Here is a 22,031-nt window from a genome sequence, read left to right on the forward strand (position 1 = left end):
GTGATTAAGAAGGCGCTATGACATCACCCACGCCCACAGGGCAAACGTCATTATTGTTACAGATGACACAGCGCCTCGCGCTGTCCGACGCGCATTTTCGTCGGATATGTCAGTTAATCTACCAGCGTGCGGGGATCGTGCTTGCGGATCATAAGCGAGACATGGTTTACAACCGGCTGGTGCGTCGCTTGCGTACGCTCGGGCTGGACGATTTTGGCCGCTATCTGAGTATGCTCGAAGCGAATCAAAACAGCGCGGAATGGCAGGCTTTTATTAACTCGTTAACCACCAACCTGACGGCCTTTTTCCGTGAAGGCCATCACTTCCCGGTGCTGGCAGACCACGCGCGCCGCCGCGCCGGGGGAGAGTACCGCGTCTGGAGTGCGGCAGCGTCAACCGGAGAAGAACCGTACTCGCTGGCGATCACCCTGGCAGACACGCTGGGGATGGCGCCGGGGCGCTGGAAAGTGTACGCCAGCGATATCGACACCGAGGTGCTGGAGAAAGCCCGTAACGGGGTGTATCGCCAGGATGAGCTGAAAACGCTGTCGCCTCAGCAGCTGCAGCGTTACTTCATGCGCGGCACGGGTCCGCATGAAGGGCTGGTGCGCGTACGCCAGGAGCTGGCGAACTGCGTAGAGTTTGCTCCCGTCAACCTGCTGGACAAGCAGTACAACGTGCCGGGGCCGTTCGACGCGATTTTTTGCCGTAACGTGATGATCTATTTTGATAAAACGACGCAGCAGGACATCCTGCGCCGCTTTGTTCCGTTGCTCAAGCCGGACGGTTTACTGTTTGCCGGGCACTCGGAAAACTTTAGCAACCTCGCGCGCGAGTTTAGCCTGCGTGGGCAGACGGTATATGCGCTGAGTAAGGAAAAAGCATGAGTAAAATCAGGGTATTGTCTGTCGATGATTCGGCGCTGATGCGCCAGATCATGACTGAAATTATCAATAGCCACAGCGATATGGAAATGGTGGCGACCGCCCCTGACCCACTTGTAGCGCGGGATTTAATTAAAAAATATAACCCCGACGTGCTGACGCTGGATGTCGAAATGCCGCGCATGGACGGGATCGATTTCCTGGAAAAACTGATGCGCCTGCGTCCAATGCCGGTGGTGATGGTCTCCTCCCTGACCGGTAAAGGTTCGGAAATCACCCTGCGCGCGCTGGAGCTGGGGGCGGTGGATTTTGTCACCAAGCCGCAGCTCGGCATTCGTGAAGGGATGCTGGCGTACAGCGAGATGATCGCCGAGAAGATCCGCACCGCGTCGCGGGCGAAGCTGGCGGCGCACAAACCGCTGGCCGCGCCGGCCACCCTGAAGGCCGGCCCGTTGCTCAGCTCGGAAAAACTGCTGGTGATTGGCGCATCAACCGGAGGAACAGAGGCAATTCGCCATGTACTCCAGCCATTGCCGCTCTCAAGCCCGGGTATTCTGATTACCCAGCATATGCCGCCTGGCTTTACCCGCTCGTTCGCCGAGCGCCTGAACAAGCTGTGTCAGATTAGCGTGAAGGAGGCGGAAGACGGCGAGCGCGTGCTCCCGGGTCACGCCTATATCGCGCCGGGCGATAAGCATATGGAGCTGTCGCGCAGCGGCGCGAACTATCAAATCAAAATTCATGACGGGCCGCCGGTTAACCGGCACCGTCCGTCGGTGGATGTGCTGTTTCATTCGGTGGCGAAACATGCGGGGCGCAACGCCGTTGGGGTGATCCTGACGGGGATGGGCAACGATGGCGCCGCCGGAATGCTTGCAATGCACCAGGCTGGCGCCTGGACGATTGCGCAGAATGAAGCAAGTTGTGTGGTGTTCGGCATGCCGCGCGAGGCCATCAATATGGGTGGCGTGAGCGAAGTGGTCGATCTTAGCCAGGTAAGCCAGCAGATGCTGGCGAAAATCAGTGCCGGACAGGCAATACGTATTTAAAGAGGAGTGTAGTTTTATGGCGGACAAAGAGCTCAGATTTTTGGTTGTGGATGACTTTTCCACCATGCGTCGCATTGTGCGCAACCTGCTGAAAGAGCTGGGCTTCAACAACGTTGAAGAAGCAGAAGACGGCGTTGATGCGCTGAACAAACTGCAGGCGGGCAGCTTTGGTTTTGTTATCTCCGACTGGAACATGCCTAACATGGACGGTCTGGAACTGCTGAAAACCATTCGCGCCGATGCGGGTATGTCGTCACTGCCGGTGCTGATGGTGACCGCAGAAGCGAAAAAAGAGAACATCATTGCCGCCGCGCAGGCGGGCGCGAGCGGCTATGTGGTGAAGCCATTCACCGCTGCAACCCTGGAAGAGAAGCTCGGTAAGATCTTCGAGAAACTCGGCATGTGAGGTGATGGATATGTTGCAACCTGCTATGAAACCCGTTGAAGAACATTCACCGAGCGACATTATTGCCCGCATCGGTAGCCTGACGCGTATGCTGCGTGACAGCCTGCGTGAACTGGGGCTGGATCAGGCCATCGCGGAAGCGGCGGAGGCGATTCCTGACGCACGCGATCGTCTGGACTACGTGGTGCAGATGACCGCGCAGGCGGCTGAACGTGCCCTGAACAGCGTTGAGGCTTCACAGCCGCATCAGGACGCGATGGAGAAGGGCGCGAAGGCGCTGAGCAAACGCTGGGACGCGTGGTTTGAGAACCCGATTGAACTGGCGGATGCCCGCGAGCTGGTTACTGACACCCGTCAATACCTGGGCGATGTGCCTGGGCATACCAGCTTCACTAACGCGCAGCTGCTGGACATCATGATGGCGCAGGATTTCCAGGACCTGACCGGTCAGGTGATCAAGCGCATGATGGATGTGATCCAGGAGATTGAACGTCAGCTGCTGATGGTGCTGCTGGAGAACATCCCGGAACCGGCTGCCCGTCCGAAACGCGAGAACGAAAGCCTGCTCAACGGCCCGCAGCTCGACGCAACCAAAGCGGGCGTCGTGGCAAGCCAGGATCAGGTCGACGACCTGCTGGACAGCCTCGGCTTCTGATCGTTCTGATAACCCTCAGGCGGCTGGTTCAGCCTGAGGGTTATTCCGCTAGCGAAGATCCATCTTTATCGTCACGTTGCCCTCAAAACTACCCGGCTCAGGCGTGGCGTCTTTCGTGCTGACCGGCGCGGCCTGAATCTTCACGACGCCGTTTCCCTCTTCGTCCATCCCCACGGGAAATTCGTACGTGCCATCCAGCGCGACGTTCTGGCTGTTTTCATCGTACACGCGCACACCAAGGTCGTCTCTTTCCAGCAGCTTCGCAATATACGGCGTACTGCTGTCCGCCACGCCCTGATCTGCCGTGAGCGTAAGCCTGATACGGTCAGTGTTCCCGACGGCGTTATCGTCACAGTGGTAGGCAATATCGACGTTTTTAAGAGCATAACCCTTAGGCGGCTGCCCCTTGCTGACGAACTGTTTGCTGACAATGCTGCCGAACTCAACCTCAATGGTGCTGCCCGCGTTGATGGTGCAGCTGAGCGGCGCCGATAGCGTGCCGCTAAACCAGATATCTGAAACGTGTTCGGCCTGTCCTGCGTCACAGCTTGCGCCTGTGCCAAAGTAGAGGCAGGCGTAGTTTTGAGCGATGATCGTGGGGGGGATCACCTCCTGTCCCAGTATCGGTTTTTTAACGTGCAGCATGACGGCCACAACGTTCCAGCGGAAATTTCGCTTTATCGTGGCTCCGCCCGAGGGTTGAGTCTCTGTGCTGCAGACGCTGGCTTCGCCTTCGGTTCTGGCGAGCGTATTTTCGGTAACGCTATTCATGCTCCCTCTGGACGTCGGGTATTCATTGATGGTTATCGGGGTCAAAAAATTGCCGTCGGGAGAGTTGATCGCATCAGCGTAGCCGGTGATATCCGCATCGATCTTATCGGTAAGAAAGCCGTAGCCGTTTGTGCCGGGGCTAAGTGGACTACCGGCCAGCGTTTTTTCATAAATCGTGCTGGACGAATACAGATTCCCCGGACAGGTACAGTTGGCCACCATCTCCGGGCCATTGCCGACCAGATGATCGGGAACGTCATAATCGTGATTTGCTCTGTTTTCGCTGGACGAAAACTCGTGGTCGAATGAGGTGCTGTAGGTTTGCGGTGCACCAAAACAGTTATGAAGTGACGTCGCCGTTCCCCACACGGGGTGGGTAAAGGCCACCGAGAGGACCGTGACCAGAAAGGCCATAGAGAGCTGTTTATTGAGTCTTGTTGTCATCTGTTTATTCCTGCTGACAAAGCGCGCTAACCGAGCGAATACCGTTAGGCCTTTCATTTTGGCTGGCTGACGGTTGCGTAATGCTGGCGCGGCACTGCTGCTCCGCGCCGTTGCCCCATTTCACGGTGAGCCGTGCGGCCTCGCCGATACCTGCCAGATAGACGGTGCCGGTATCATCTACAATGCCGCTGATGAGCGGGGTATCGCTGGTCGCAATAGCCCCAAACGGGACGGGCAAGCCGTTTGGACGCTTCAGGGCGATCAACATGCGATAGCCCGTGTGAGCATCAAACCTGGCCATGACGGCAGCGTTGCGCGAGGGTATGACGGTGATGGCGGTATCGCTGCTGTCGACGTTTTCCGGCAGGCTCGACGTATCAATACGAATGTTGTTTTCCTGATACGGGGTGAGCGACGGAATGACGGCGTTACCCTGCCAGTCGGTCTGTATGCCTCGCTGGTTCTGGAAGCGGACGCCGGAAGCGTCGTTGGCGCTCACGATGGCAAACTGGCTGCCTAAAGGTTGCGCCAGCGTGACGCCCTGAGGATGGGCAACAAGCGCGCCGCTAATGCCGTAGTTAAGCTGCTGAGCGCTATCACTGGAGGCGTAATACCCGGCGGTCAGGTTGGCGTATTGCGAACGGTAGCTGCCGTATACGCTGCTGGTGTCCTCCCCGTCGTGGTTGGCGTGGCTCTGCTGCAGCGAGTAGCTCAGGCGCTCGTCATCCAGCAGCGTGCCGCTGAGGCCTACGTTTTGTCGCGTATAGCCGTCCCTGGTGTTGCTGATATTATAGCTGCTCCAGGCGCGAGGCAGCCATCGGGAGAGGGGGATACTGAAGCCGAAGGAGATCATCCTGTCGGACGCTTCGCCGTTGGTTTTGCTGTAGGTATAGGCCAGATGATAGCTCGTGCCGGCAATAACGGTATTCATGCCAACCGACAGGCTGCGCTCCTTATTTGAGGTGCCCCAATAGTCCTGCTGATAGCCGTTCAGATAAAGGCTTACCCCTGCCAGGGTCTGGCTGATGCTGGCCTGTATGCGGTTGCGCTTGTTGTAACGAAACAGCAGATCGTCTTCGTGCCCGTCAAGCTTTTGGTTGGCGTCGGCGAAGCTGTAGTATCCGCGGCTGGAATAGCGATAGCTGCCCAGGCTGAAGTTGGTATTGGTGGGATCCAGCTTGCCGGTATAAAGCAAGCGCCATGACTGGCCCGTGTGCTGGCTGCCGTCGTCGAGCCGGGTGTCGGCCGCGGTAACGTCGGCCGACAGCGAGCCCAAAGGCCCCAGCGCCAGGCCGACGCCGGTATTGGCTGCGCTATAGTCTTTCGAGAGCGTGAGCCCGCCAAACCAGGTGAGCAGGTTGTTTAAACCGTAAATCATGCTTCCCTGGAGAAAGTCAGGCTCCTTTTGGTCGCTTCCGCTGTCAGCCCGATAGCGGCCCGCCGTCAGTTCGTACTTTATTCGTCCCGGACGCAGCATGACCGCGATACTGGAGTAGGGCTGCGTGAAGTGGTGCTCGGTGCCGTCGGCCTCCTTTACCGTGACGTCCAGATCGCCGCTGTTGGTGGTCGAGTAGAGGTCATTGATCTCGAACGCCCCCGGCGCAACGTTTTGCTGGTAGATGAGATAGCCATTCTGACGCACCGAGACCTCCGCGTTAGAGCTGGCGATGCCGCGTATGACAGGGGCATATCCACGCTGGCTGTAGGGCAGCATCTCCTCATCCGACGCAAGATTGACGCCCCGGTACTGCATGCTATCGAAAACCTCGCCCCGCGTGTTGCTCTCCCCGGCGGTGAACTGCGCTTTGAGGACATCCACGTCATGCTGCAGGAAGGTATTAATGGTTTCCCACTGCTTTTCGCTGTCCGAATTGCTCCACGTCGTGTAGTTACGCACGCGCCAGCCGCCCAGATTGGCACCGGTGCGTAAATTCAGATACTGATTCGTGGTGCTGCTGTCTCCGCTGTCCTTATTTGTTGATCCAGAAAAGGCGTAGTCACTGAACATGACCGGCACCCCGTCGTCCCAGCGTGAAGGATCGATGTAATCGCGACCGGTTTCGCTTATCGCGGCCTGAGGAATGCTCAACGTTAACGTCATGGTTGAGAAATCAAGCTGCGCAGAGGCCTGGGGGATATAGCGCCCGAGATTGTCAGGCAAGGCCTGATTAGCGGGCAGTGCTTGCAGCGCGGGATAACGATCGATAGCAATCCCCCAGGCGCGCAGCATATCCGGCGTAAGCTGAGGGATCAGCGCGCCTTCCGGGGAGCTGACGTACGCGATATTCGCGTCCTTCAGGCGGCGGTCGTTTACCCGCACCCGTGAAGAATAGGTGCCGGGCAGCTGAGCATTCGACTTTGAAAAGAGGGAAAGGTCGATATCCTGTTGCGACAGCATATTCCCTTCAAGCGATGAAGGGGAGAACCGATACTCACGGGCCTGCGCCGAGCAGCTTGCCATGAGCAAAACGCCGCCAAGGCAGCGGAGAAGCGGATTTGGTCTGAAGATCCGGCTGTATGACAAATAATTACGTCCTGTAATCATTGCGTTCCTTAATCCTGCGCCAGGGGGGAAGTATGTTTTTCGGAAGCGTTGCCGTAATCGGTAATGCATCGCCAGCTAACGCTCGCACCCTGAGCGCCGTCGGGGAGAGGAATGGCCGCGCTGGATTTAGGGCCAACCATGTCGGCCTTCTCGACCTTGCGCGCGCCCAGCGCAAGTGAATCAAAGACGCTGTAGAACGCCCCGTCGTTGATGACGGTGAGCTGCTGGCCGTGACGAACGAAGCGCAGGCTTTGACAGGTTTCGGATGGCGTACCGCTCAGCCCGGCCGGGCGCCAGAACAGCTTCAGGCGCGTTTTATAGATCAGACGCAGGACGTTTTTATTCTCTTCATCCGTCGCCGTGGCGGGTACGGTTCGCACGTTCATGTAGAACAGCGACTCTCTATCGTCCGGTAAGTTCGTGCCGTTCCAGGTTATGCGCAGGCTTTGCTCTTTTTGCGGATCGAGGCGAAAGAGGGGCGGCGTGACGATAAAGGGCCCGTGCGTTTTACCATCGCCCGTATCCGTCCATGACTGTATTAACCAGGGACGTTCGCGATCGTTATTCTGTAAGGGCAGGGCAACTTCCTTTTTCGCGGCATCGTAGATTATGCGTGTGCGACCTATCTGAACGCCTTCCGCGTGACAAAGGGTGCTCGCAATAACAGGAACGCATAATAAGAGCTTAAGAGAAATGCGCATGGTGAAACCTTTAATAAAGGAGGTTGAGAAAAAAAGATAATAGTCCGGAAGCGGACTCGGACTATTATCTGAGCATGGCTCCTTAAACGTCATGACGCCTGGGAATATATATATCCTGAATGTCAAAAGCCGTTTATTAGCGGTAAAGAATGTTTACCGTCATATCCGCGTCTGCCGGGCCGGCGGTGACCTCGGCAGCAAAAGATTTATAGCGGGCATTAAAGTCCGCCTTAATGGTGTCGGAGGATTTTGTTGCCAGCTCGATATAGACCTGACCTTCCGCACCGTCCATGGTAATAAACTGAGTATCTTTACCCGCTGGACTCACGGCAACGCCGATCCCGGTGGCTGCAGTGTCGCCAGTTGTGGTGATTTTACTGACATCCAGTAACGTATTGGTGTTAGTAAGCGAGGTTGGGCCGTTGAAGGTCAGCTGTACAGCCGGAAGCCCATCGCTTTTTAATGGGCAGTTAGCCAGCGTAATGGTGAACGGCATGAGGGTAGTTTCCTTCCCAACTTCAGTAAATAGGGATTTTGGATAGGTACCCAGTGGTATAGTACTGTCCGTACCATTGTCGCCCTGAATTGTGCAGCTGGGTTCTATAATTTCACCCGTAAAGTGAATGGTGCCGGCATTCATTTCTGCGGCGAAACCCGTCATCGACAGGGTTGCGAGGGCGACGCCTGCAATAATATTCTTTTTGAAATCCATCTTAAATTTTCCTTAAAGTAAAAACGCTATTTGGCATGTCCTCTGCTTAATCGTGAAAGGGGAGCCTGCCGCGCAAAAGTATAACGTTTAATTTTTTTCAGGTAAGGGTGCCTCAGAATTAATATTATATAGGCTACTCTATTTTGTATTATTTGTGGGATGATGAGAGGTAGGGGTTCAATTACTATGGTTTATTGAATTCACATATTTATATCATTACAGCAAAGCCAGGCGCTTAAAATCGCCGATTGTGTTAATTTTTGTCTCAGAATATTTTCAGGACACGCGTTCAATAAAGCTGTGCTTAATTCATTTTGTAATATAAAACACATAAAGAAAGGCTGGACTTTGTCTGTCAGCTTATTATTTGCGCGAACTGTGCTCGCTAAACGTGCAAAGTGCGATCTTAATCTGAATAACAGGGCCCGGTTATAGGTTTTTTTCAGCCCATTGATGGAAGGCGGTGCTGGCATGATACCCCTGACTAAATGGGCTGCGAGCATGCACTGTGGCAGAAGAGAACGACGACAAAACGGAAGCTCCCACACCCCACCGGCTTGAAAAAGCGCGTGAGGACGGGCAGATACCCCGATCCCGAGAACTGACATCCCTGCTGATCCTTATCGTGGGCGTGTGCATTATCTGGCTGGGTGGGGAGTCGCTCGCCCGCAGGCTGGCGGGAATGCTCTCTGCCGGGCTACGTTTTGACCACAGCATGGTCAACGATCCGAATCTGATCCTTGCTCAAATCATCCTGCTGATTAAAGGCGCCATGATTGCCCTGCTGCCGCTGATCGTCGGCGTGGTGCTGGTGGCTATCGTGTCGCCCGTTATGCTGGGCGGACTGGTGTTCAGCGGGAAGTCGCTGCAGCCAAAATTCTCAAAGCTCAATCCGTTCCCCGGCATTGCAAAGATGTTCTCTGCCCAAACCGGTGCGGAGCTGGTTAAAGCGATCCTCAAATCCACCCTGATGGGCAGCGCGGCAGGTTTTTACCTTTGGCATAACTGGCCTGAAATGATGCGCCTCATCAGTGAATCACCGCTCAGCGCCATGAGAAACGCCATGGATCTCATCGGGCTGTGCTCGCTGCTGGTGGTGCTCAGCATTATTCCGATGGTGGGCTTTGACGTTATCTTCCAGCTCTATAGCCACTTCAAAAAGCTGCGCATGTCCCGTCAGGATATCCGCGATGAATATAAGCAGATGGAAGGTGACCCGCACGTGAAAGGGCGTATTCGCCAGATGCAGCGCGCTGCCGCCCGTCGACGGATGATGGAAGATGTGCCGAAGGCTGACGTTATCGTGACCAACCCGACCCACTATTCCGTCGCGCTGCAGTACGACGAAAACAAAATGAGCGCGCCAAGAGTGGTGGCAAAAGGGGCGGGGCTAATTGCGCTGCGCATCCGTGAAATTGCGACCGAAAACCGCGTGCCCATTCTGGAAGCACCGCCTTTGGCACGAGCCTTGTACCGTCATGCCGAGATTGGACAACAGATCCCTGGCCAGCTTTACGCCGCCGTCGCGGAAGTCCTGGCATGGGTATGGCAATTGAAGCGCTGGCGTCTGGCCGGTGGTCAACGGCCTGTGAAACCTGAGAACCTCCCGGTGCCTGAAGCGCTGGATTTTTTGAACGAGAAGGACACTGATGGCTAATCTGGTAGCAATGTTGCGCCTGCCGAGCAACATGAAGTCGACCCAATGGCAAATTCTTGCCGGGCCGATTCTGATCCTGCTGATTCTGTCGATGATGGTACTGCCGCTCCCGGCGTTCATCCTCGATCTGCTTTTCACATTCAACATTGCCTTGTCCATCATGGTGCTGCTGGTGGCGATGTTCACCCAGCGTACCCTGGAGTTCGCGGCGTTCCCGACCATTCTGCTGTTTACAACCCTGCTGCGGCTGGCGCTGAACGTGGCGTCTACCCGTATTATCCTGATGGAAGGGCATACCGGCGGGGCAGCGGCGGGTAAAGTGGTTGAGGCCTTCGGCCACTTCCTGGTGGGCGGTAACTTCGCCATCGGCATCGTGGTGTTCGTCATCCTCGTGATCATCAACTTTATGGTTATCACCAAAGGTGCCGGACGTATCGCGGAAGTTGGCGCGCGCTTCGTGCTGGACGGGATGCCGGGCAAGCAGATGGCGATCGACGCCGACCTGAACGCCGGGCTTATTGCGGAAGATGAAGCCAAAAAGCGCCGTGCGGAAGTGACTCAGGAAGCCGACTTCTACGGTTCGATGGACGGTGCGAGCAAGTTTGTGCGCGGTGATGCCATCGCGGGCATCCTGATCATGGTGATTAACGTGGTCGGCGGCCTGCTGGTGGGCGTGCTGCAGCACGGAATGGACATGGGCCACGCGGCGGAAAGCTATACGCTGCTGACCATCGGTGACGGCCTTGTCGCGCAGATCCCGGCTCTGGTTATCTCCACCGCGGCGGGCGTGATCGTTACCCGCGTCAGTACCGATCAGGACGTTGGCGAGCAGATGGTGGGGCAGCTGTTCAGCAACCCGCGCGTGATGCTGCTGGCGGCGGCCGTGCTGGGCCTGCTCGGCATGGTGCCGGGGATGCCGAACCTGGTCTTCCTGCTGTTTACCGCCGGTCTGCTGGGGCTTGCCTGGTGGATGCGCGGTCGCGAAACGAAACCGGCCGCGGAGCCTGTGCCGGTCAAAATGCCGGAGAACACCCAGGCCGTTGAGGCCACCTGGAACGACGTTCAGCTGGAGGATTCCCTGGGGATGGAGGTTGGCTATCGCCTGATCCCGATGGTGGACTTCCAGCAGGACGGTGAACTGCTGGGCCGTATACGCAGTATCCGTAAAAAATTCGCCCAGGATATGGGCTTCCTCCCGCCGGTGGTTCACATCCGTGACAATATGGATCTCCCGCCCGCGCGCTACCGCATTCTGATGAAGGGCGTGGAAATCGGCAGCGGTGATGCCTATCCGGGGCGCTGGCTGGCGATTAACCCGGGCACGGCGGCAGGCACCCTGCCGGGCGAGCAAACTATCGATCCGGCCTTTGGCCTCGCGGCAATCTGGATTGAGAGCGCCCTGAAAGAGCAGGCGCAGATCCAGGGGTATACGGTGGTGGAAGCCAGCACCGTGGTGGCGACACACCTTAACCATCTGATTGGCCAGTTCTCCGCCGAGCTGTTCGGGCGTCAGGAAGCGCAGCAGCTGCTTGACCGCGTGACGCAGGAGATGCCGAAGCTGACGGAAGATCTGGTGCCGGGCGTGCTGACGTTGACCACGCTGCATAAGGTGCTGCAGAACCTGCTCGACGAAAAGGTTCCGATCCGCGATATGCGCACCATTCTGGAAACGCTGGCCGAGCACGCGCCGCTGCAAAGCGATCCGCACGAGCTGACGGCGGTAGTGCGCGTGGCGCTGGGGCGGGCCATTACGCAACAGTGGTTCCCGGGCACCGGCGAGGTGCAGGTGATTGGGCTGGATACGCCGCTTGAACGCCTGCTGCTGCAGGCGCTGCAGGGCGGCGGCGGCCTTGAGCCAGGGCTTGCGGATCGCCTGCTGGCGCAAACGCAGGAGGCGCTGGCGCGCCAGGAGATGCTGGGCGCGCCGCCGGTATTGCTGGTCAACCACGCCCTGCGCCCGCTGCTGTCGCGCTTCCTGCGCCGCAGCCTGAGCCAGCTGGTAGTGCTGTCGAATATGGAGCTGTCGGACAATCGCCACATTCGTATGACCGCGACCATTGGAGGCAAATAATGCGCAGGTGGCTGTGGATTTTACTCCTCCCGCTGGCGGCGCAGGCCGCAGGCGAGGGGACATGGCAGGCCAGCAGCATGGGCGTCACTCTTAGCAATCGCGGCGTGGCAATGTCTTCGCGTCCGCTGTCGCCGTCGGAACCGGCTTCGGGCCTCATGACGCTGGTGGTCTGGAACTATAAGCTGATTGGCCCTACGCCCGCCGGGCTGCGGGTGCGGCTCTGTTCCCAGGCGCGCTGCACCGAAATCGACGGTGAAAGTGGCACAACCCAGGGGCTGAACGGTGTCCCTGCCGTTGAGCCGTTACGCTTTATCTGGGAGGTGCCGGGGGGCGGTCGTTTAATCCCGGCCCTAAAGGTTCAAAGCAATTCCGTCATCGTTAACTACCGCTAACTGCCTGCCTTTTCACCAGCTATCAGGCGAATCTGATGGCTGGCTCGCAAAATTGACCTCACCTTTTGAATCAATAGAAACGCTGTTTTATAAATCAGTGACACGCGTAACGACACTCTTTGCATTTTTGCCATTCACCCCTCGGGGATGGCAGAAACAGAAAGGTATCAACAGGTCGATACTTTTACTGTAGCCGTGTAAAAACTCCCGGACGAGGTTTGCTTACAGGGAGTCTCCCAAAACTGATTAGGGTTGACGGCAATGAAAACACGTAAAATTGGACTCGCAAATTATCTTGCTTATGGGTCGGGCGATTTCCTCGGGGCGGGCACAACCGCGCTGACGGCGGCCTGGCTTTTGTATTTTTATACCACCTTCTGTGGACTCTCACCGATTGAAGCCACCTTCATCTTTGCCGCGGCAAGGGTGCTGGATGCCGTCGTCAGCCCGCTGATGGGCTTTTTGACCGATAACTTTGGAACGACCTGGCTCGGTAAGCGCTTTGGTCGCCGTAAATTCTTTATCCTGCTGGGTATCCCCTGCGTGTTCAGCTACTCGCTGATGTGGGTAGGGGACATGAGCTTCTGGTACTACCTGCTGACCTATCTGGTGTTTGATATTGTCTACACCATGATTCTGGTGCCGTACGAAACGCTGGTGCCGGAAATGACCGATGACTTCAAGCAGAAAACCAAGTTCTCCGGGGCGCGTATCTCCATGGCGCAGATGTCGGCGATCCTGGCCTCCTTCCTGCCGGGTATCCTGCTGACCCACTTCGGGAAAGACAACGCCATCTCCTTCTTCTATGCCAGCCTGGTCTTCTCCGTGCTGTGCGCGCTGATGCTGACCTTCGTCTGGTTCTTCACCTGGGAGCGCCCGCGCGAAGAGTGGTCTGAAGCGGCGCTGCGTGCAGAAGAAGAGAAGAAGAAGCTGACGCTGGGGCAGAGCCTAAACCGCCTGTTCGTGGAGTTAAGCTCGACGCTGCGCATCAAGATTTTCCGCCAGCATCTGGGCATGTATCTCGGGGGCTACATCGCCCAGGACGTCTTTAACGCGGTATTCACCTACTACGTGGTGTTCGTGCTGATGCAGGAGGCGTCAATGGCCTCCAACCTGCTGGGCACGATGGCTATCTTCCAGTTCCTGGCCGTTATCGCCATGATCCCGCTGTGCATTCGCTTCGGGCCTGCGCCGTCTTACCGCATGGTGGTGGTGCTGTTTGGCCTGGCGTCAATCTCCTACGCCGTGCTCTATTACGCGGGCCTGAGCGACGTCTACGCCCTGCTGCTGCTGGTTTCTGCTGTTGCCGGTCTTGGTCGCGGGGGTATCAACTACGTGCCGTGGAATACCTACACCTACATTGCTGACGTGGATGAAGTGATCACCGGCCAGCGCCGCGAGGGGATCTTCGCGGGCATCATGACCCTGACCCGTAAGGCGTCTCAGGCCGGCGCGGTGATGCTGGTGGGGATCGTCATGCAGCTGTCCGGCTTTGTGAGCGGTCAGAAAGTGCAGCCTGCGGAAGTAAGCCACACCATCCTGATGATCCTGAGCGTGGGCACGATCCTGATGCTGTTCTGCGGCTTCCTGGTCTCCCTGCGCTTTAAGCTCAATTTGCAAACCCACTGCACCCTGCGCGAAGAGACCGCCAAAATGCGTGAGTCTGGTCATGCAATGCCCGAGACGGCGACGCCGCAGGCCCGTGCCACCGTTGAGATGCTGGCCGGTATGCCTTTTGATTCCCTGTGGGGCAATAACAACATTGGTTATCTGAATCGCAACAAGCCGGCGGCACCTTCCCTGAAGGATCGCGCGGTACTGAATTCGACATACAACAGAGGTTAAGATTATGAAAGTTTGGCCTGTCAAACATAGCCCGTTACTGCGTCAGCCTGAGCGTTTCATCGCCAGGGATGAGCTGAAGTCGCTGATTCAAAAAGTGACGCATAACCTGGTCAATATTCACGACAAAACGGGGCAATTTTTGCTGCGGCTGGACGACGGACGCGTAATCGATACCAAAGGCTGGGCCGGTTGGGAATGGACGCACGGCGTGGGCCTGTACGGTATCTGGCAGTACTACTGCCAGACCGGCGACGTGGCGATGCGCGACATTATTGACGGCTGGTTTGCCGACCGTTTTGCGGAAGGCGCAACCACCAAAAACGTCAATACCATGTCGCCGTTCCTGACCCTGGCCTACCGCTACGAAGAGACGAAAAACCCGGCGTGGCTGCCGTGGCTGGAGAGCTGGGCGGAATGGGCGATGACCGAGATGCCGCGCACAAGTCACGGCGGTATGCAGCACATTACCCTGGCGGAAGAGAATCACCAGCAGATGTGGGACGACACGCTGATGATGACGGTGCTGCCGCTGGCGAAAATCGGCAAGCTGCTCAATAAACCGGAGTATGTAGAAGAGGCGGTTTATCAGTTCCTGCTGCACGTGCAGAACCTGATGGACCGGGAGACCGGGCTATGGTTCCACGGCTGGAATTACGACGGTAACCATAACTTTGCCAACGCCCGCTGGGCGCGCGGCAACAGCTGGCTGACTATCGTGATCCCGGACTTCCTCGAGCTGGTGGACCTGCCGGAAAACAACGCGGTGCGCCGCTATCTGGTGCAGGTATTGAACGCGCAGATTGCCGCGCTGGCGAAATGCCAGGACGAGAGCGGTTTGTGGCACACGCTGCTCGACGATCCGAATTCGTATCTTGAAGCGTCCGCCACCGCCGGGTTTGCCTACGGCATTCTGAAAGCCGTGCGCAAGCGCTATGTTGGGGCGGAATACGCTGAGGTCGCCGAAAAAGCGATTCGCGGTATCGTGAAGAATATCTCGTCGGAAGGCGAGCTGTTGCAAACCTCGTTCGGTACGGGGATGGGAAGCGATCTGGAGTTTTATCGCCAGATCCCGCTGACGTCGATGCCGTATGGGCAGGCGATGGCGATTCTCTGTTTAACGGAATATTTACGGAAGTATTTCTAATACCCCTCTGTTAGGGCATATGTTCAAAAGCCTCTTTTTACAAGGGGCTTTTTTATTTTCAATTGTATTCACTGAATCAATTAATTTGTTTGTCTTATTTATGATTAATATACATTGAAATTGATTAGCTAATATATTGGGAAGTGTGACTAAAGCCACAATATCGAATGCTTTTCTGCCGTATTTTTACTTCGCATTAAAAGAAATATCTGATGTCAAATACAAGGAGAAGTATTATGGGTAATATTACTGGTGGTATTTTCATTAAGCCCGCTGTTAATATGAATGCAGAAAAGATGTCTGATGAGCAAATCGATATTTTTCAGCGTGCCTTTGCTGATATTCTTGGCGTTGAGTTCATCCCGTTGATATACGTTGGTTCACAGGTGGTTGCGGGCGTACTTCATAGCTATATTGCATCACGCCGTCCTATCCATCCAGCCTCACAGACAACGCTAGTGAAGGTTGTTATTTACCAGAATCTTGAGCACGTGGTTTCGCTGCACTCAATTGCTGATATTTAACAGGCGTTCTACCCCGCATATGAAATGCAATTAAACAAGGAATAGTATTATGTGGAAATTATCTACTGATATTTGCATCGCAATGGACTCACCCGTGGCTGGTTACGAGAATAATGCGCCAGGGACGAATAAAACCATCCCTCTGTATATAGCTCGAGCCAAATTTAACGGCGGTATTCATCCGGGTAAATTAGTCTACGGTTTCGGTATGCATATTCCCTGGGGAGGAGCGGAACATGTTTGCCGTGAATTTGAAGTGTACGTAGGGCCGGTTAAATGGGTTCGCGTAAAAGGTCATGAAATTCCGCTCGGCGCCGTTCAGGCTGGCCGTGAAGTGGATGGTAAACTGCTTTATGTCGCACGAGCGAATTTCCCGAACGGTCTTTTCCTGGGAAAAGCGGGTACGCATCTGCGTAAGGGTGGCAGCATTAGCTATCAGGGCAAAGAGTGGGATGTGGATGATTACGAAGTGCTTGTAGCCGAGTAATTGCCAGCCAGAAGAAACGTCCGCCCCGTTGAGGCGGACGTTTTTATTACATGCGTTCTACGGTTTCGATACCCAGGGTATCCAGACCCAGCTTCAGGGTCTTCGCCGTGAGCTGCGCCAGCTTCAGGCGGCTGTTGCGCACCGCTTCGCTTTCTGCCGACAGGATAGGGCAGTGCTCGTAGAAGCCGGAGAACAGACCCGCCAGGTCGTACAGGTAAGCACACATCACGTGCGGCGTACCGTCGCGTGCGACAACGGTCAGCGTTTCTTCAAACTGCAGCAGTCGCGCCGCCAGCTGCGCTTCGCGATCTTCGGTAATGCTCACCGTGGCGTTCGCCAGCACGCTTTCGTCGATATTCGCTTTACGGAATACCGAGAGTACGCGGGTGTAGGCATACTGCATGTACGGCGCCGTGTTGCCTTCAAACGCCAGCATGTTGTCCCAGTCAAAGATATAGTCGGTGGTACGGTTTTTGGAGAGATCCGCATATTTCACCGCGCCGATACCGACGGCGTTAGCCAGTTTTTCCAGCTCGTCAGCGGGCATGTCCGGGTTCTTCTCGGCCACCAGACGGCGGGCGCGTTCCAGCGCTTCGTCCAGCAGATCGGAAAGCTTCACGGTGCCGCCCGCGCGGGTTTTGAACGGCTTACCGTCTTTACCCAGCATCATGCCGAACATGTGGTGTTCCAGCGGTACGGAATCCGGCACGTAGCCTGCTTTGCGCACGATGGTCCACGCCTGCATCAGGTGCTGGTGCTGGCGGGAGTCGATGTAGTACAGCACGCGGTCGGCGTGCAGGGTTGCATAGCGGTATTTTGCGCAGGCGATATCGGTGGTGGTATACAGATATCCGCCATCCTTCTTCTGGATGATGACGCCCATCGGTTCGCCTTCCTTGTTTTTGTACTCATCAAGGAACACGACCGTTGCGCCTTCGCTCTCTACCGCCAGCCCTTTGGCCTTCAGGTCCGCCACAATGCCGGGCAGCATTGGGTTGTAGAGGCTTTCACCCATCACGTCGTCGCGAGTCAGGGTGACGTTCAGACGGTTATAGGTCAGCTGGTTCTGGGACATGGTGATGTCGACCAGCTTGCGCCACATCTCCAGGAAGTATTGATCCCCGCCCTGCAGTTTCACCACGTAGCTGCGCGCGCGCTCGGCGAAGGCTTCGTCTTCGTCGTAGTGCTTTTTCGCTTCGCGGTAGAAGCCTTCCAGGTCCGCCAGCGCCATCTCGCCCGCGTTTTCCTGCTGCTGCTTTTCAAGGTACGCGATAAGCATGCCGAACTGCGTACCCCAGTCGCCCACGTGGTTCGCGCGGATCACCTTGTGGCCGAGGAATTCATTGGTACGCACGGAGGCGTCACCGATAATGGTGGAGCGCAGGTGACCAACGTGCATCTCTTTCGCCACGTTCGGGGCGGAGTAGTCGATCACAATAGTCTGCGGCTCTGGCTGGGAAACACCCAGACGGTCGGATTTCAGCGCCGCATCAACGTGGCTTGCCAGGAACGCAGGCTCCAGGAAGATGTTGATGAAGCCCGGGCCGGCAATTTCGGTTTTGCTGGCGATGCCGGTGAGATCCAGATGCGTCAGTACCTGCTCAGCGAGCTGTCGCGGCGGCATGCCCAGTTTTTTAGCCACTGCCATCACGCCGTTAGCCTGATAGTCGCCAAACTGTACTTTTGCTGACTGACGAACCTGAGGTTCGCAATCCGCAGGCGCACCTGCGGCAATCAGTGCCTGACTGACTTTTTCTGAGAGAAGAGCCTGAATATTCACCTGGATACCTTACGTTTTTGCTGCGGGTGAACAACGCCCCGCAGCAGTTAAAGAATTTAGGGCGGGAGTATACTGCAAATGCCCTCTTGCGTCAGCACCGCGGGGGCTGAAGATTGCTCAGAATCCAGGCTAAGAAGGCGTGCATAATCATGCAGTAATAAAATCCAGGATTCAGCGGTTGGTCGAAAGAGGGGAACAGAGTAAATTAGCGGCTTTGCGACACGATAAGAGACTGACTTATGGCGAACTGGCACTCCATTGACGAACTGCATGATATTTCCGCAGATTTACCGCGCTTCACCCAGGCGTTCACAGAACTTGCCACCCGTCTTGGTCTGGATATCGCGCCGCTTGAGGCCGATCACATCTCCTTGCGCTGCCACCAAAACGTGACGGCCGAGCGCTGGCGTCGCGGTTTCGAGCAGTGCGGTGAACTGCTTTCTGAGAATATCATTAACGGTCGACCAATCTGCCTGTTCAAACTGCATGTACCGGTGTGCGTCGCGCACTGGCAGTTCACCGTGGTTGAGCTGCCGTGGCCCGGCGAAAAACGCTACCCGCATGAAGGCTGGGAGCATATCGAAATCGTCCTGCCGGGCGAGCCGGACACCCTCAACGCCCGCGCGCTGGCGCTGTTATCTGACGACGGCTTGAGCAAGCCGGGGATTTTTGTGAAAACCAGTTCACCAAAGGGCGAGCGCGAGCGTTTGCCTAACCCGACGCTCGCCGTAACGGACGGGCAGGTCACGGTAAAGTTTCATCCGTGGACAATTGAACAGATTGTCGCCAGCGAAGCGTAGGTTGTGACAGTACGCTAAGACCGGTCCGGAAGGGCGTGCAATGATGATGTGTTTAGTGGAATTTCAGGAGGATTAAATGGCGCTGCTGGAAATTTGTTGTTACAGCGTGGAGTGTGCCGTAACCGCGCAAAATCAGGGTGCTGACCGCATTGAGCTTTGCGCGGCGCCGAAAGAGGGGGGCTTAACGCCTTCGTATGGCGTGCTGAAATCAGCGCGCCAGGCCGTCACTGTTCCGGTGCATCCGATCGTTCGCCCGCGCGGCGGTGATTTTTGTTACACGGCGGGTGAATTCAGTGCCATGCTTGAAGATATCGCGCTTATTCGCGACCTGGGATTCCCGGGGCTGGTGACCGGCCTGCTGGACGAAGATGGCAACATCGACGTGCCGCGTATGCATCAGGTAATGGCCGCCGCAAAAGGAATGGCCGTCACTTTCCATCGCGCCTTTGATATGTGTAAAGATCCGCTTCAAGCTTTTGATACGCTTGGAGAACTGGGCGTGGCGCGCATTTTGACATCCGGCCAACGGTCGTCTGCGGAAAAAGGATTGAAATTAATTACGGAACTAAAAGCGCATTCCGGTGTTCCAATAATAATGGCAGGCGCAGGAGTGCGCGCCAGCAATCTGGAACTATTTTTAGACGCGGGGGTTAAGGAGCTTCACAGCTCGGCGGGTAAGTGGATACCGTCACCCATGCGTTATCGCAATACAGGGTTGTCTATGTCGACGGATGCTGAAGCGGATGAGTACTCACGCTACGGTGTAGATGGAGAGTCGGTTGCGGTAATGAAATCGATGATTGATCGTTATCACGTGTAGCAACGTACCGATTTTTACCGCGCATCATGTCGCCCAATATGATGCTTGCTTGTACCAGGCCCCTGCAATTTCAACAGGGGCCTTTTTTTATCCCTCTCACCCTAACCCTCTCCCCATTGGGGAGAGGGGACTGCACGGTGCGGTCTTTATCTCCCTCGCCCCTATGGGGAGAGGGCAGGGGTGAGGGGAAAACTACGGCTTGGTTGCAATCAACACTGCACGCATCGGGGCCGGGTAGCCTTCGATGGTTTTGCCGTGGTCGGCCGGGTCGAGGAACTGCTCCAGCGATTCGGTGATCATCCAGTCGGTGCGGCGCTGCTCTTCGATTGAGGTCACGCTGACATCCGCAATCCGCACGTCAACAAAGCCGCACTTCTCCAGCCAGTTTTTCAGCGCCAGCGCGGAAGGAATGAAGTAAACATTGCGCATCTGCGCGTAGCGATCGCCCGGCACCAGAACCGCATGCTCATCACCTTCGATCACCAGCGTTTCCAGCACCAGCTCGCCGCCGCTGACCAGCTGGTCTTTCAGCTGCCAGAGATGCTCAAGCGGGGAACGGCGGTGGTACAGCACGCCCATCGAGAACACGGTATCAAACGCTTTCAGGGCAGGGAGCTGCTCTATACCCAGCGGCAGCAGGTGCGCGCGCTGGTCGTTGCCCAGCAGCTTACGCACCGCTTCAAACTGGCACAGGAACAGCTGCATCGGGTCGATACCCACCGCCAGATGCGCGCCCGCGCCAATCATGCGCCACATGTGGTAGCCGCTGCCGCAGCCCACGTCCAGAATGGTACGCCCGGTCAGGTCAGAGAGATGCGGCAAAACGCGATCCCACTTCCAGTCTGAACGCCACTCGGTATTGATATTCACGCCGTACAGCGAAAACGGCCCTTTGCGCCACGGCATGAGGTTGCGCATCAGCGTTTCGATGCGGTTCGTCTGCCCGGCGGAGAGCGGCGCTTCGCTTTCCGCCGTCACGCTGTGCAGCAGATCAAGACGGTGAGGCGTCAGTTCCGGCAGAAACTCCACCGCGTTCGACCACTGCTTTAACAGGCCATGCTGCTGATCGCGCTGCCAGGTGGCGATTTGCGCAGGCAGGGTTTCCAGCCAGTGGGAGAGGTGATTTTTGGCAATCAGCTGATAAAAATTACCGAACTCGATCATGCCGCGCTCCCCGCTTTCAGCGCCACCAGAGAGCCAAAGTTGAAGCACTGGAACCACAGCTCGCTGTGCTCAAATCCCGCTTTGCGCAGGCGCGCCTTGTGGGTTTCAACGGAGTCCGTCAGCATCACGTTTTCCAGCATGCTGCGCTTCTGGCTGATCTCCAGCTCGCTGTAGCCGTTGGCGCGCTTAAAGTCGTGGTGCATGTTGAACAGCAGTTCGCCCACGTCAGCGTCTTCAAAGCTGAACTTCTCAGAGAGCACCAGCGCGCCGCCGGGGTTCAGTCCCTTATAAATTTTGTCCAGCAGCAGCTGGCGGTCTTCAGGCACCAGGAACTGCAGGGTAAAATTCAGTACCACCATCGACGCGTTGCCGATCTCGATATCACGAATATCGCCTTCCACCACTTCGACAGGGGTCGGTGCTTTATAGGCGTCAATGTGGCGGCGGCAGCGTTCAACCATGGCCGGTGAGTTATCGACGGCAATGATTTTACAGTTATCCTGACGTACGTTACGACGGATCGACAGCGTTGCCGCGCCGAGCGAGCAGCCCAGGTCATAGACCTGCGTGCCGGGCTGAACGAAGCGCTCAGCCAGCATGCCGATCATCGAGATAATGTTGGAATAACCGGGAACAGAGCGCTGGATCATATCCGGGAAGACTTCGGCTACCCGTTCATCAAAGGTCCAGTCGCCCAGGCTGGCGATAGGCGCAGAAAAAAGCGTGTCGCGATCTGACATAACGTAAAAATCCGGGAAAAATAAAGGGGCGTATTGTGCGCTAACGGAAGGAGAAAACCAACTCCCACGGCATATACCACAGGTTAGCCAGCACCATCAGCAAAAGCGAACACCATGTGGCGCTCATGCCGGAGCGACGCCAGCGGAATAAGCGGTGGTGAAAGCCGTAATAATGCATTAACCGACCCGCAATCAGCAGCAGGCCGCAAACGTGCACCATCCAGGTTTCCGCGCCGTTCATTTCCATAAACAGCAGCAGGATCAGCGCAACAGGGATGTACTCAACCGCATTACCGTGAATGCGAATGGCGCTTTGAAGTTCGGAAAAACCACCGTCACCGTAGGAGACGCGGTACTGCATTCTCAGGCGCACAACGTCGAATGAAAACTTAATCAGCAGTAATGCACCTAACACCGCATACAGCGCGCTGACCATACAA

General features: G+C 56.3%; 21 protein-coding genes. 13 read left to right on the forward strand and 8 right to left on the reverse strand.

Annotation, left to right across the window (positions count from 1 at the left end; translation table 11 throughout):
* Nucleotides 1-17 precede the first annotated feature (17 nt).
* Genes cheR through cheZ form a run of 4 tightly spaced genes read left to right on the forward strand, consistent with a single transcriptional unit; the run spans nucleotide 18 to nucleotide 2,994 of the window.
* Nucleotides 18-887 (forward strand): protein-glutamate O-methyltransferase CheR, encoded by an 870-nt coding sequence (gene cheR / locus E0L20_RS00855; protein WP_131632243.1) that lies wholly within the window; start codon nucleotides 18-20, stop codon nucleotides 885-887.
* Nucleotides 884-1,933 carry a protein-glutamate methylesterase/protein-glutamine glutaminase gene (locus tag E0L20_RS00860; RefSeq protein WP_131632244.1) on the forward strand — a complete coding sequence of 350 codons (1,050 nt, stop codon included), beginning with the start codon at nucleotides 884-886 and terminating at the stop codon, nucleotides 1,931-1,933. The genes cheR and E0L20_RS00860 overlap by 4 nt, the downstream gene beginning before the upstream one ends.
* Before the next feature lie 16 nt (nucleotides 1,934-1,949).
* Nucleotides 1,950-2,339: a chemotaxis response regulator CheY gene (gene cheY / locus E0L20_RS00865; RefSeq protein ID WP_131632245.1), complete on the forward strand. Its 390-nt coding sequence runs from the start codon at nucleotides 1,950-1,952 to the stop codon at nucleotides 2,337-2,339.
* Nucleotides 2,340-2,349: 10 nt separating this feature from the next.
* The gene (gene cheZ, locus E0L20_RS00870) at nucleotides 2,350-2,994 is read left to right on the forward strand and encodes a protein phosphatase CheZ (RefSeq protein WP_131632246.1); all 645 of its coding nucleotides are present in this window, start codon (nucleotides 2,350-2,352) and stop codon (nucleotides 2,992-2,994) included.
* Nucleotides 2,995-3,042: 48 nt separating this feature from the next.
* On the opposite strand, the gene E0L20_RS00875 is transcribed toward cheZ, so the two are convergent.
* From E0L20_RS00875 to E0L20_RS00890, 4 genes are all read right to left on the reverse strand, one after another.
* A complete protein-coding gene (locus E0L20_RS00875; RefSeq protein ID WP_131632247.1) occupies nucleotides 3,043-4,209 on the reverse strand; it encodes a fimbrial protein in 1,167 nt (388 codons plus the stop codon).
* A 4-nt stretch (nucleotides 4,210-4,213) separates the two neighbouring features.
* Nucleotides 4,214-6,670 carry a fimbria/pilus outer membrane usher protein gene (locus E0L20_RS00880; protein ID WP_242673373.1) on the reverse strand — a complete coding sequence of 819 codons (2,457 nt, stop codon included), beginning with the start codon at nucleotides 6,668-6,670 and terminating at the stop codon, nucleotides 4,214-4,216.
* A 92-nt stretch (nucleotides 6,671-6,762) separates the two neighbouring features.
* Entirely contained in the window at nucleotides 6,763-7,455 is a 693-nt protein-coding gene (locus E0L20_RS00885; RefSeq protein ID WP_131632249.1) for a fimbrial biogenesis chaperone, read from the reverse strand.
* A gap of 136 nt (nucleotides 7,456-7,591) precedes the next feature.
* Nucleotides 7,592-8,167 carry a fimbrial protein gene (locus E0L20_RS00890; RefSeq protein WP_131632250.1) on the reverse strand — a complete coding sequence of 192 codons (576 nt, stop codon included), beginning with the start codon at nucleotides 8,165-8,167 and terminating at the stop codon, nucleotides 7,592-7,594.
* Nucleotides 8,168-8,675: 508 nt separating this feature from the next.
* On the opposite strand from E0L20_RS00890, the gene flhB reads away from it, so the two are divergent.
* The 7 genes from flhB to E0L20_RS00925 all read left to right on the forward strand — a co-directional run bounded on the left by flhB (nucleotide 8,676) and on the right by E0L20_RS00925 (nucleotide 16,287).
* Nucleotides 8,676-9,824, forward strand: a complete 1,149-nt coding sequence (gene flhB / locus E0L20_RS00895; RefSeq protein ID WP_131632251.1) for a flagellar biosynthesis protein FlhB — start codon at nucleotides 8,676-8,678, stop codon at nucleotides 9,822-9,824.
* Nucleotides 9,817-11,895, forward strand: a complete 2,079-nt coding sequence (gene flhA, locus E0L20_RS00900) for a flagellar biosynthesis protein FlhA (RefSeq protein WP_131632252.1) — start codon at nucleotides 9,817-9,819, stop codon at nucleotides 11,893-11,895. Before flhB ends, flhA begins: the two co-directional genes overlap by 8 nt.
* Nucleotides 11,895-12,287, forward strand: a complete 393-nt coding sequence (gene flhE / locus E0L20_RS00905) for a flagellar protein FlhE (RefSeq protein WP_131632253.1) — start codon at nucleotides 11,895-11,897, stop codon at nucleotides 12,285-12,287. Before flhA ends, flhE begins: the two co-directional genes overlap by 1 nt.
* A gap of 261 nt (nucleotides 12,288-12,548) precedes the next feature.
* The gene (locus tag E0L20_RS00910; RefSeq protein WP_131632254.1) at nucleotides 12,549-14,132 is read left to right on the forward strand and encodes an MFS transporter; all 1,584 of its coding nucleotides are present in this window, start codon (nucleotides 12,549-12,551) and stop codon (nucleotides 14,130-14,132) included.
* Between the two features lie 4 nt (nucleotides 14,133-14,136).
* Nucleotides 14,137-15,276: a beta-galactosidase BglB gene (gene bglB, locus E0L20_RS00915; RefSeq protein WP_131632255.1), complete on the forward strand. Its 1,140-nt coding sequence runs from the start codon at nucleotides 14,137-14,139 to the stop codon at nucleotides 15,274-15,276.
* Between the two features lie 236 nt (nucleotides 15,277-15,512).
* Nucleotides 15,513-15,800, forward strand: a complete 288-nt coding sequence (locus E0L20_RS00920) for a hypothetical protein (RefSeq protein WP_131632256.1) — start codon at nucleotides 15,513-15,515, stop codon at nucleotides 15,798-15,800.
* Nucleotides 15,801-15,849: 49 nt separating this feature from the next.
* Nucleotides 15,850-16,287 (forward strand): DUF3421 domain-containing protein, encoded by a 438-nt coding sequence (locus E0L20_RS00925; protein ID WP_131632257.1) that lies wholly within the window; start codon nucleotides 15,850-15,852, stop codon nucleotides 16,285-16,287.
* 46 nt (nucleotides 16,288-16,333) lie between these two features.
* On the opposite strand, the gene argS is transcribed toward E0L20_RS00925, so the two are convergent.
* Complete coding sequence (gene argS / locus E0L20_RS00930; RefSeq protein ID WP_131632258.1) at nucleotides 16,334-18,067, reverse strand: arginine--tRNA ligase; 1,734 nt, start codon at nucleotides 18,065-18,067, stop codon at nucleotides 16,334-16,336.
* A 239-nt stretch (nucleotides 18,068-18,306) separates the two neighbouring features.
* Here argS and E0L20_RS00935 point away from each other — a divergent pair, with 239 nt between their 5' ends.
* Nucleotides 18,307-18,867, forward strand: a complete 561-nt coding sequence (locus E0L20_RS00935; RefSeq protein WP_131632259.1) for a VOC family protein — start codon at nucleotides 18,307-18,309, stop codon at nucleotides 18,865-18,867.
* A 76-nt stretch (nucleotides 18,868-18,943) separates the two neighbouring features.
* On the forward strand, nucleotides 18,944-19,687 hold the full coding sequence (gene cutC, locus E0L20_RS00940) for a copper homeostasis protein CutC (RefSeq protein ID WP_131632260.1): 744 nt from the start codon (nucleotides 18,944-18,946) through the stop codon (nucleotides 19,685-19,687).
* Between the two features lie 192 nt (nucleotides 19,688-19,879).
* On the opposite strand, the gene cmoB is transcribed toward cutC, so the two are convergent.
* From cmoB to E0L20_RS00955, 3 genes are read right to left on the reverse strand one after another with little or no spacing between them, the layout of a single operon-like run.
* A complete protein-coding gene (cmoB, locus tag E0L20_RS00945) occupies nucleotides 19,880-20,851 on the reverse strand; it encodes a tRNA 5-methoxyuridine(34)/uridine 5-oxyacetic acid(34) synthase CmoB (protein ID WP_131632261.1) in 972 nt (323 codons plus the stop codon).
* Nucleotides 20,848-21,591 carry a carboxy-S-adenosyl-L-methionine synthase CmoA gene (cmoA, locus tag E0L20_RS00950; RefSeq protein ID WP_131632262.1) on the reverse strand — a complete coding sequence of 248 codons (744 nt, stop codon included), beginning with the start codon at nucleotides 21,589-21,591 and terminating at the stop codon, nucleotides 20,848-20,850. The genes cmoB and cmoA overlap by 4 nt, the downstream gene beginning before the upstream one ends.
* A 40-nt stretch (nucleotides 21,592-21,631) precedes the next feature.
* A complete protein-coding gene (locus tag E0L20_RS00955; protein ID WP_131632263.1) occupies nucleotides 21,632-22,027 on the reverse strand; it encodes an MAPEG family protein in 396 nt (131 codons plus the stop codon).
* Nucleotides 22,028-22,031: the final 4 nt, after the last annotated feature.

This window comes from Enterobacter wuhouensis (genome assembly GCF_004331265.1).
GTDB lineage: Bacteria > Pseudomonadota > Gammaproteobacteria > Enterobacterales > Enterobacteriaceae > Enterobacter > Enterobacter wuhouensis.

Coding starts and splice junctions, on each gene's coding strand:
- E0L20_RS00920 (WP_131632256.1), top strand. CDS start 15,513: ATGGGTAATATTACTGGTGGTATTTTCATTAAGCCCGCTGTTAATATG.
- E0L20_RS00880 (WP_242673373.1), bottom strand. CDS start 6,670: ATGGCAAGCTGCTCGGCGCAGGCCCGTGAGTATCGGTTCTCCCCTTCA.
- E0L20_RS00860 (WP_131632244.1), top strand. CDS start 884: ATGAGTAAAATCAGGGTATTGTCTGTCGATGATTCGGCGCTGATGCGC.
- E0L20_RS00910 (WP_131632254.1), top strand. CDS start 12,549: ATGAAAACACGTAAAATTGGACTCGCAAATTATCTTGCTTATGGGTCG.
- E0L20_RS00875 (WP_131632247.1), bottom strand. CDS start 4,209: ATGACAACAAGACTCAATAAACAGCTCTCTATGGCCTTTCTGGTCACG.
- cutC (WP_131632260.1), top strand. CDS start 18,944: ATGGCGCTGCTGGAAATTTGTTGTTACAGCGTGGAGTGTGCCGTAACC.
- cheR (WP_131632243.1), top strand. CDS start 18: ATGACATCACCCACGCCCACAGGGCAAACGTCATTATTGTTACAGATG.
- E0L20_RS00955 (WP_131632263.1), bottom strand. CDS start 22,027: ATGGTCAGCGCGCTGTATGCGGTGTTAGGTGCATTACTGCTGATTAAG.
- cmoA (WP_131632262.1), bottom strand. CDS start 21,591: ATGTCAGATCGCGACACGCTTTTTTCTGCGCCTATCGCCAGCCTGGGC.
- bglB (WP_131632255.1), top strand. CDS start 14,137: ATGAAAGTTTGGCCTGTCAAACATAGCCCGTTACTGCGTCAGCCTGAG.
- flhA (WP_131632252.1), top strand. CDS start 9,817: ATGGCTAATCTGGTAGCAATGTTGCGCCTGCCGAGCAACATGAAGTCG.
- cmoB (WP_131632261.1), bottom strand. CDS start 20,851: ATGATCGAGTTCGGTAATTTTTATCAGCTGATTGCCAAAAATCACCTC.
- E0L20_RS00925 (WP_131632257.1), top strand. CDS start 15,850: ATGTGGAAATTATCTACTGATATTTGCATCGCAATGGACTCACCCGTG.
- cheZ (WP_131632246.1), top strand. CDS start 2,350: ATGTTGCAACCTGCTATGAAACCCGTTGAAGAACATTCACCGAGCGAC.
- cheY (WP_131632245.1), top strand. CDS start 1,950: ATGGCGGACAAAGAGCTCAGATTTTTGGTTGTGGATGACTTTTCCACC.
- E0L20_RS00935 (WP_131632259.1), top strand. CDS start 18,307: ATGGCGAACTGGCACTCCATTGACGAACTGCATGATATTTCCGCAGAT.
- E0L20_RS00885 (WP_131632249.1), bottom strand. CDS start 7,455: ATGCGCATTTCTCTTAAGCTCTTATTATGCGTTCCTGTTATTGCGAGC.
- E0L20_RS00890 (WP_131632250.1), bottom strand. CDS start 8,167: ATGGATTTCAAAAAGAATATTATTGCAGGCGTCGCCCTCGCAACCCTG.
- flhE (WP_131632253.1), top strand. CDS start 11,895: ATGCGCAGGTGGCTGTGGATTTTACTCCTCCCGCTGGCGGCGCAGGCC.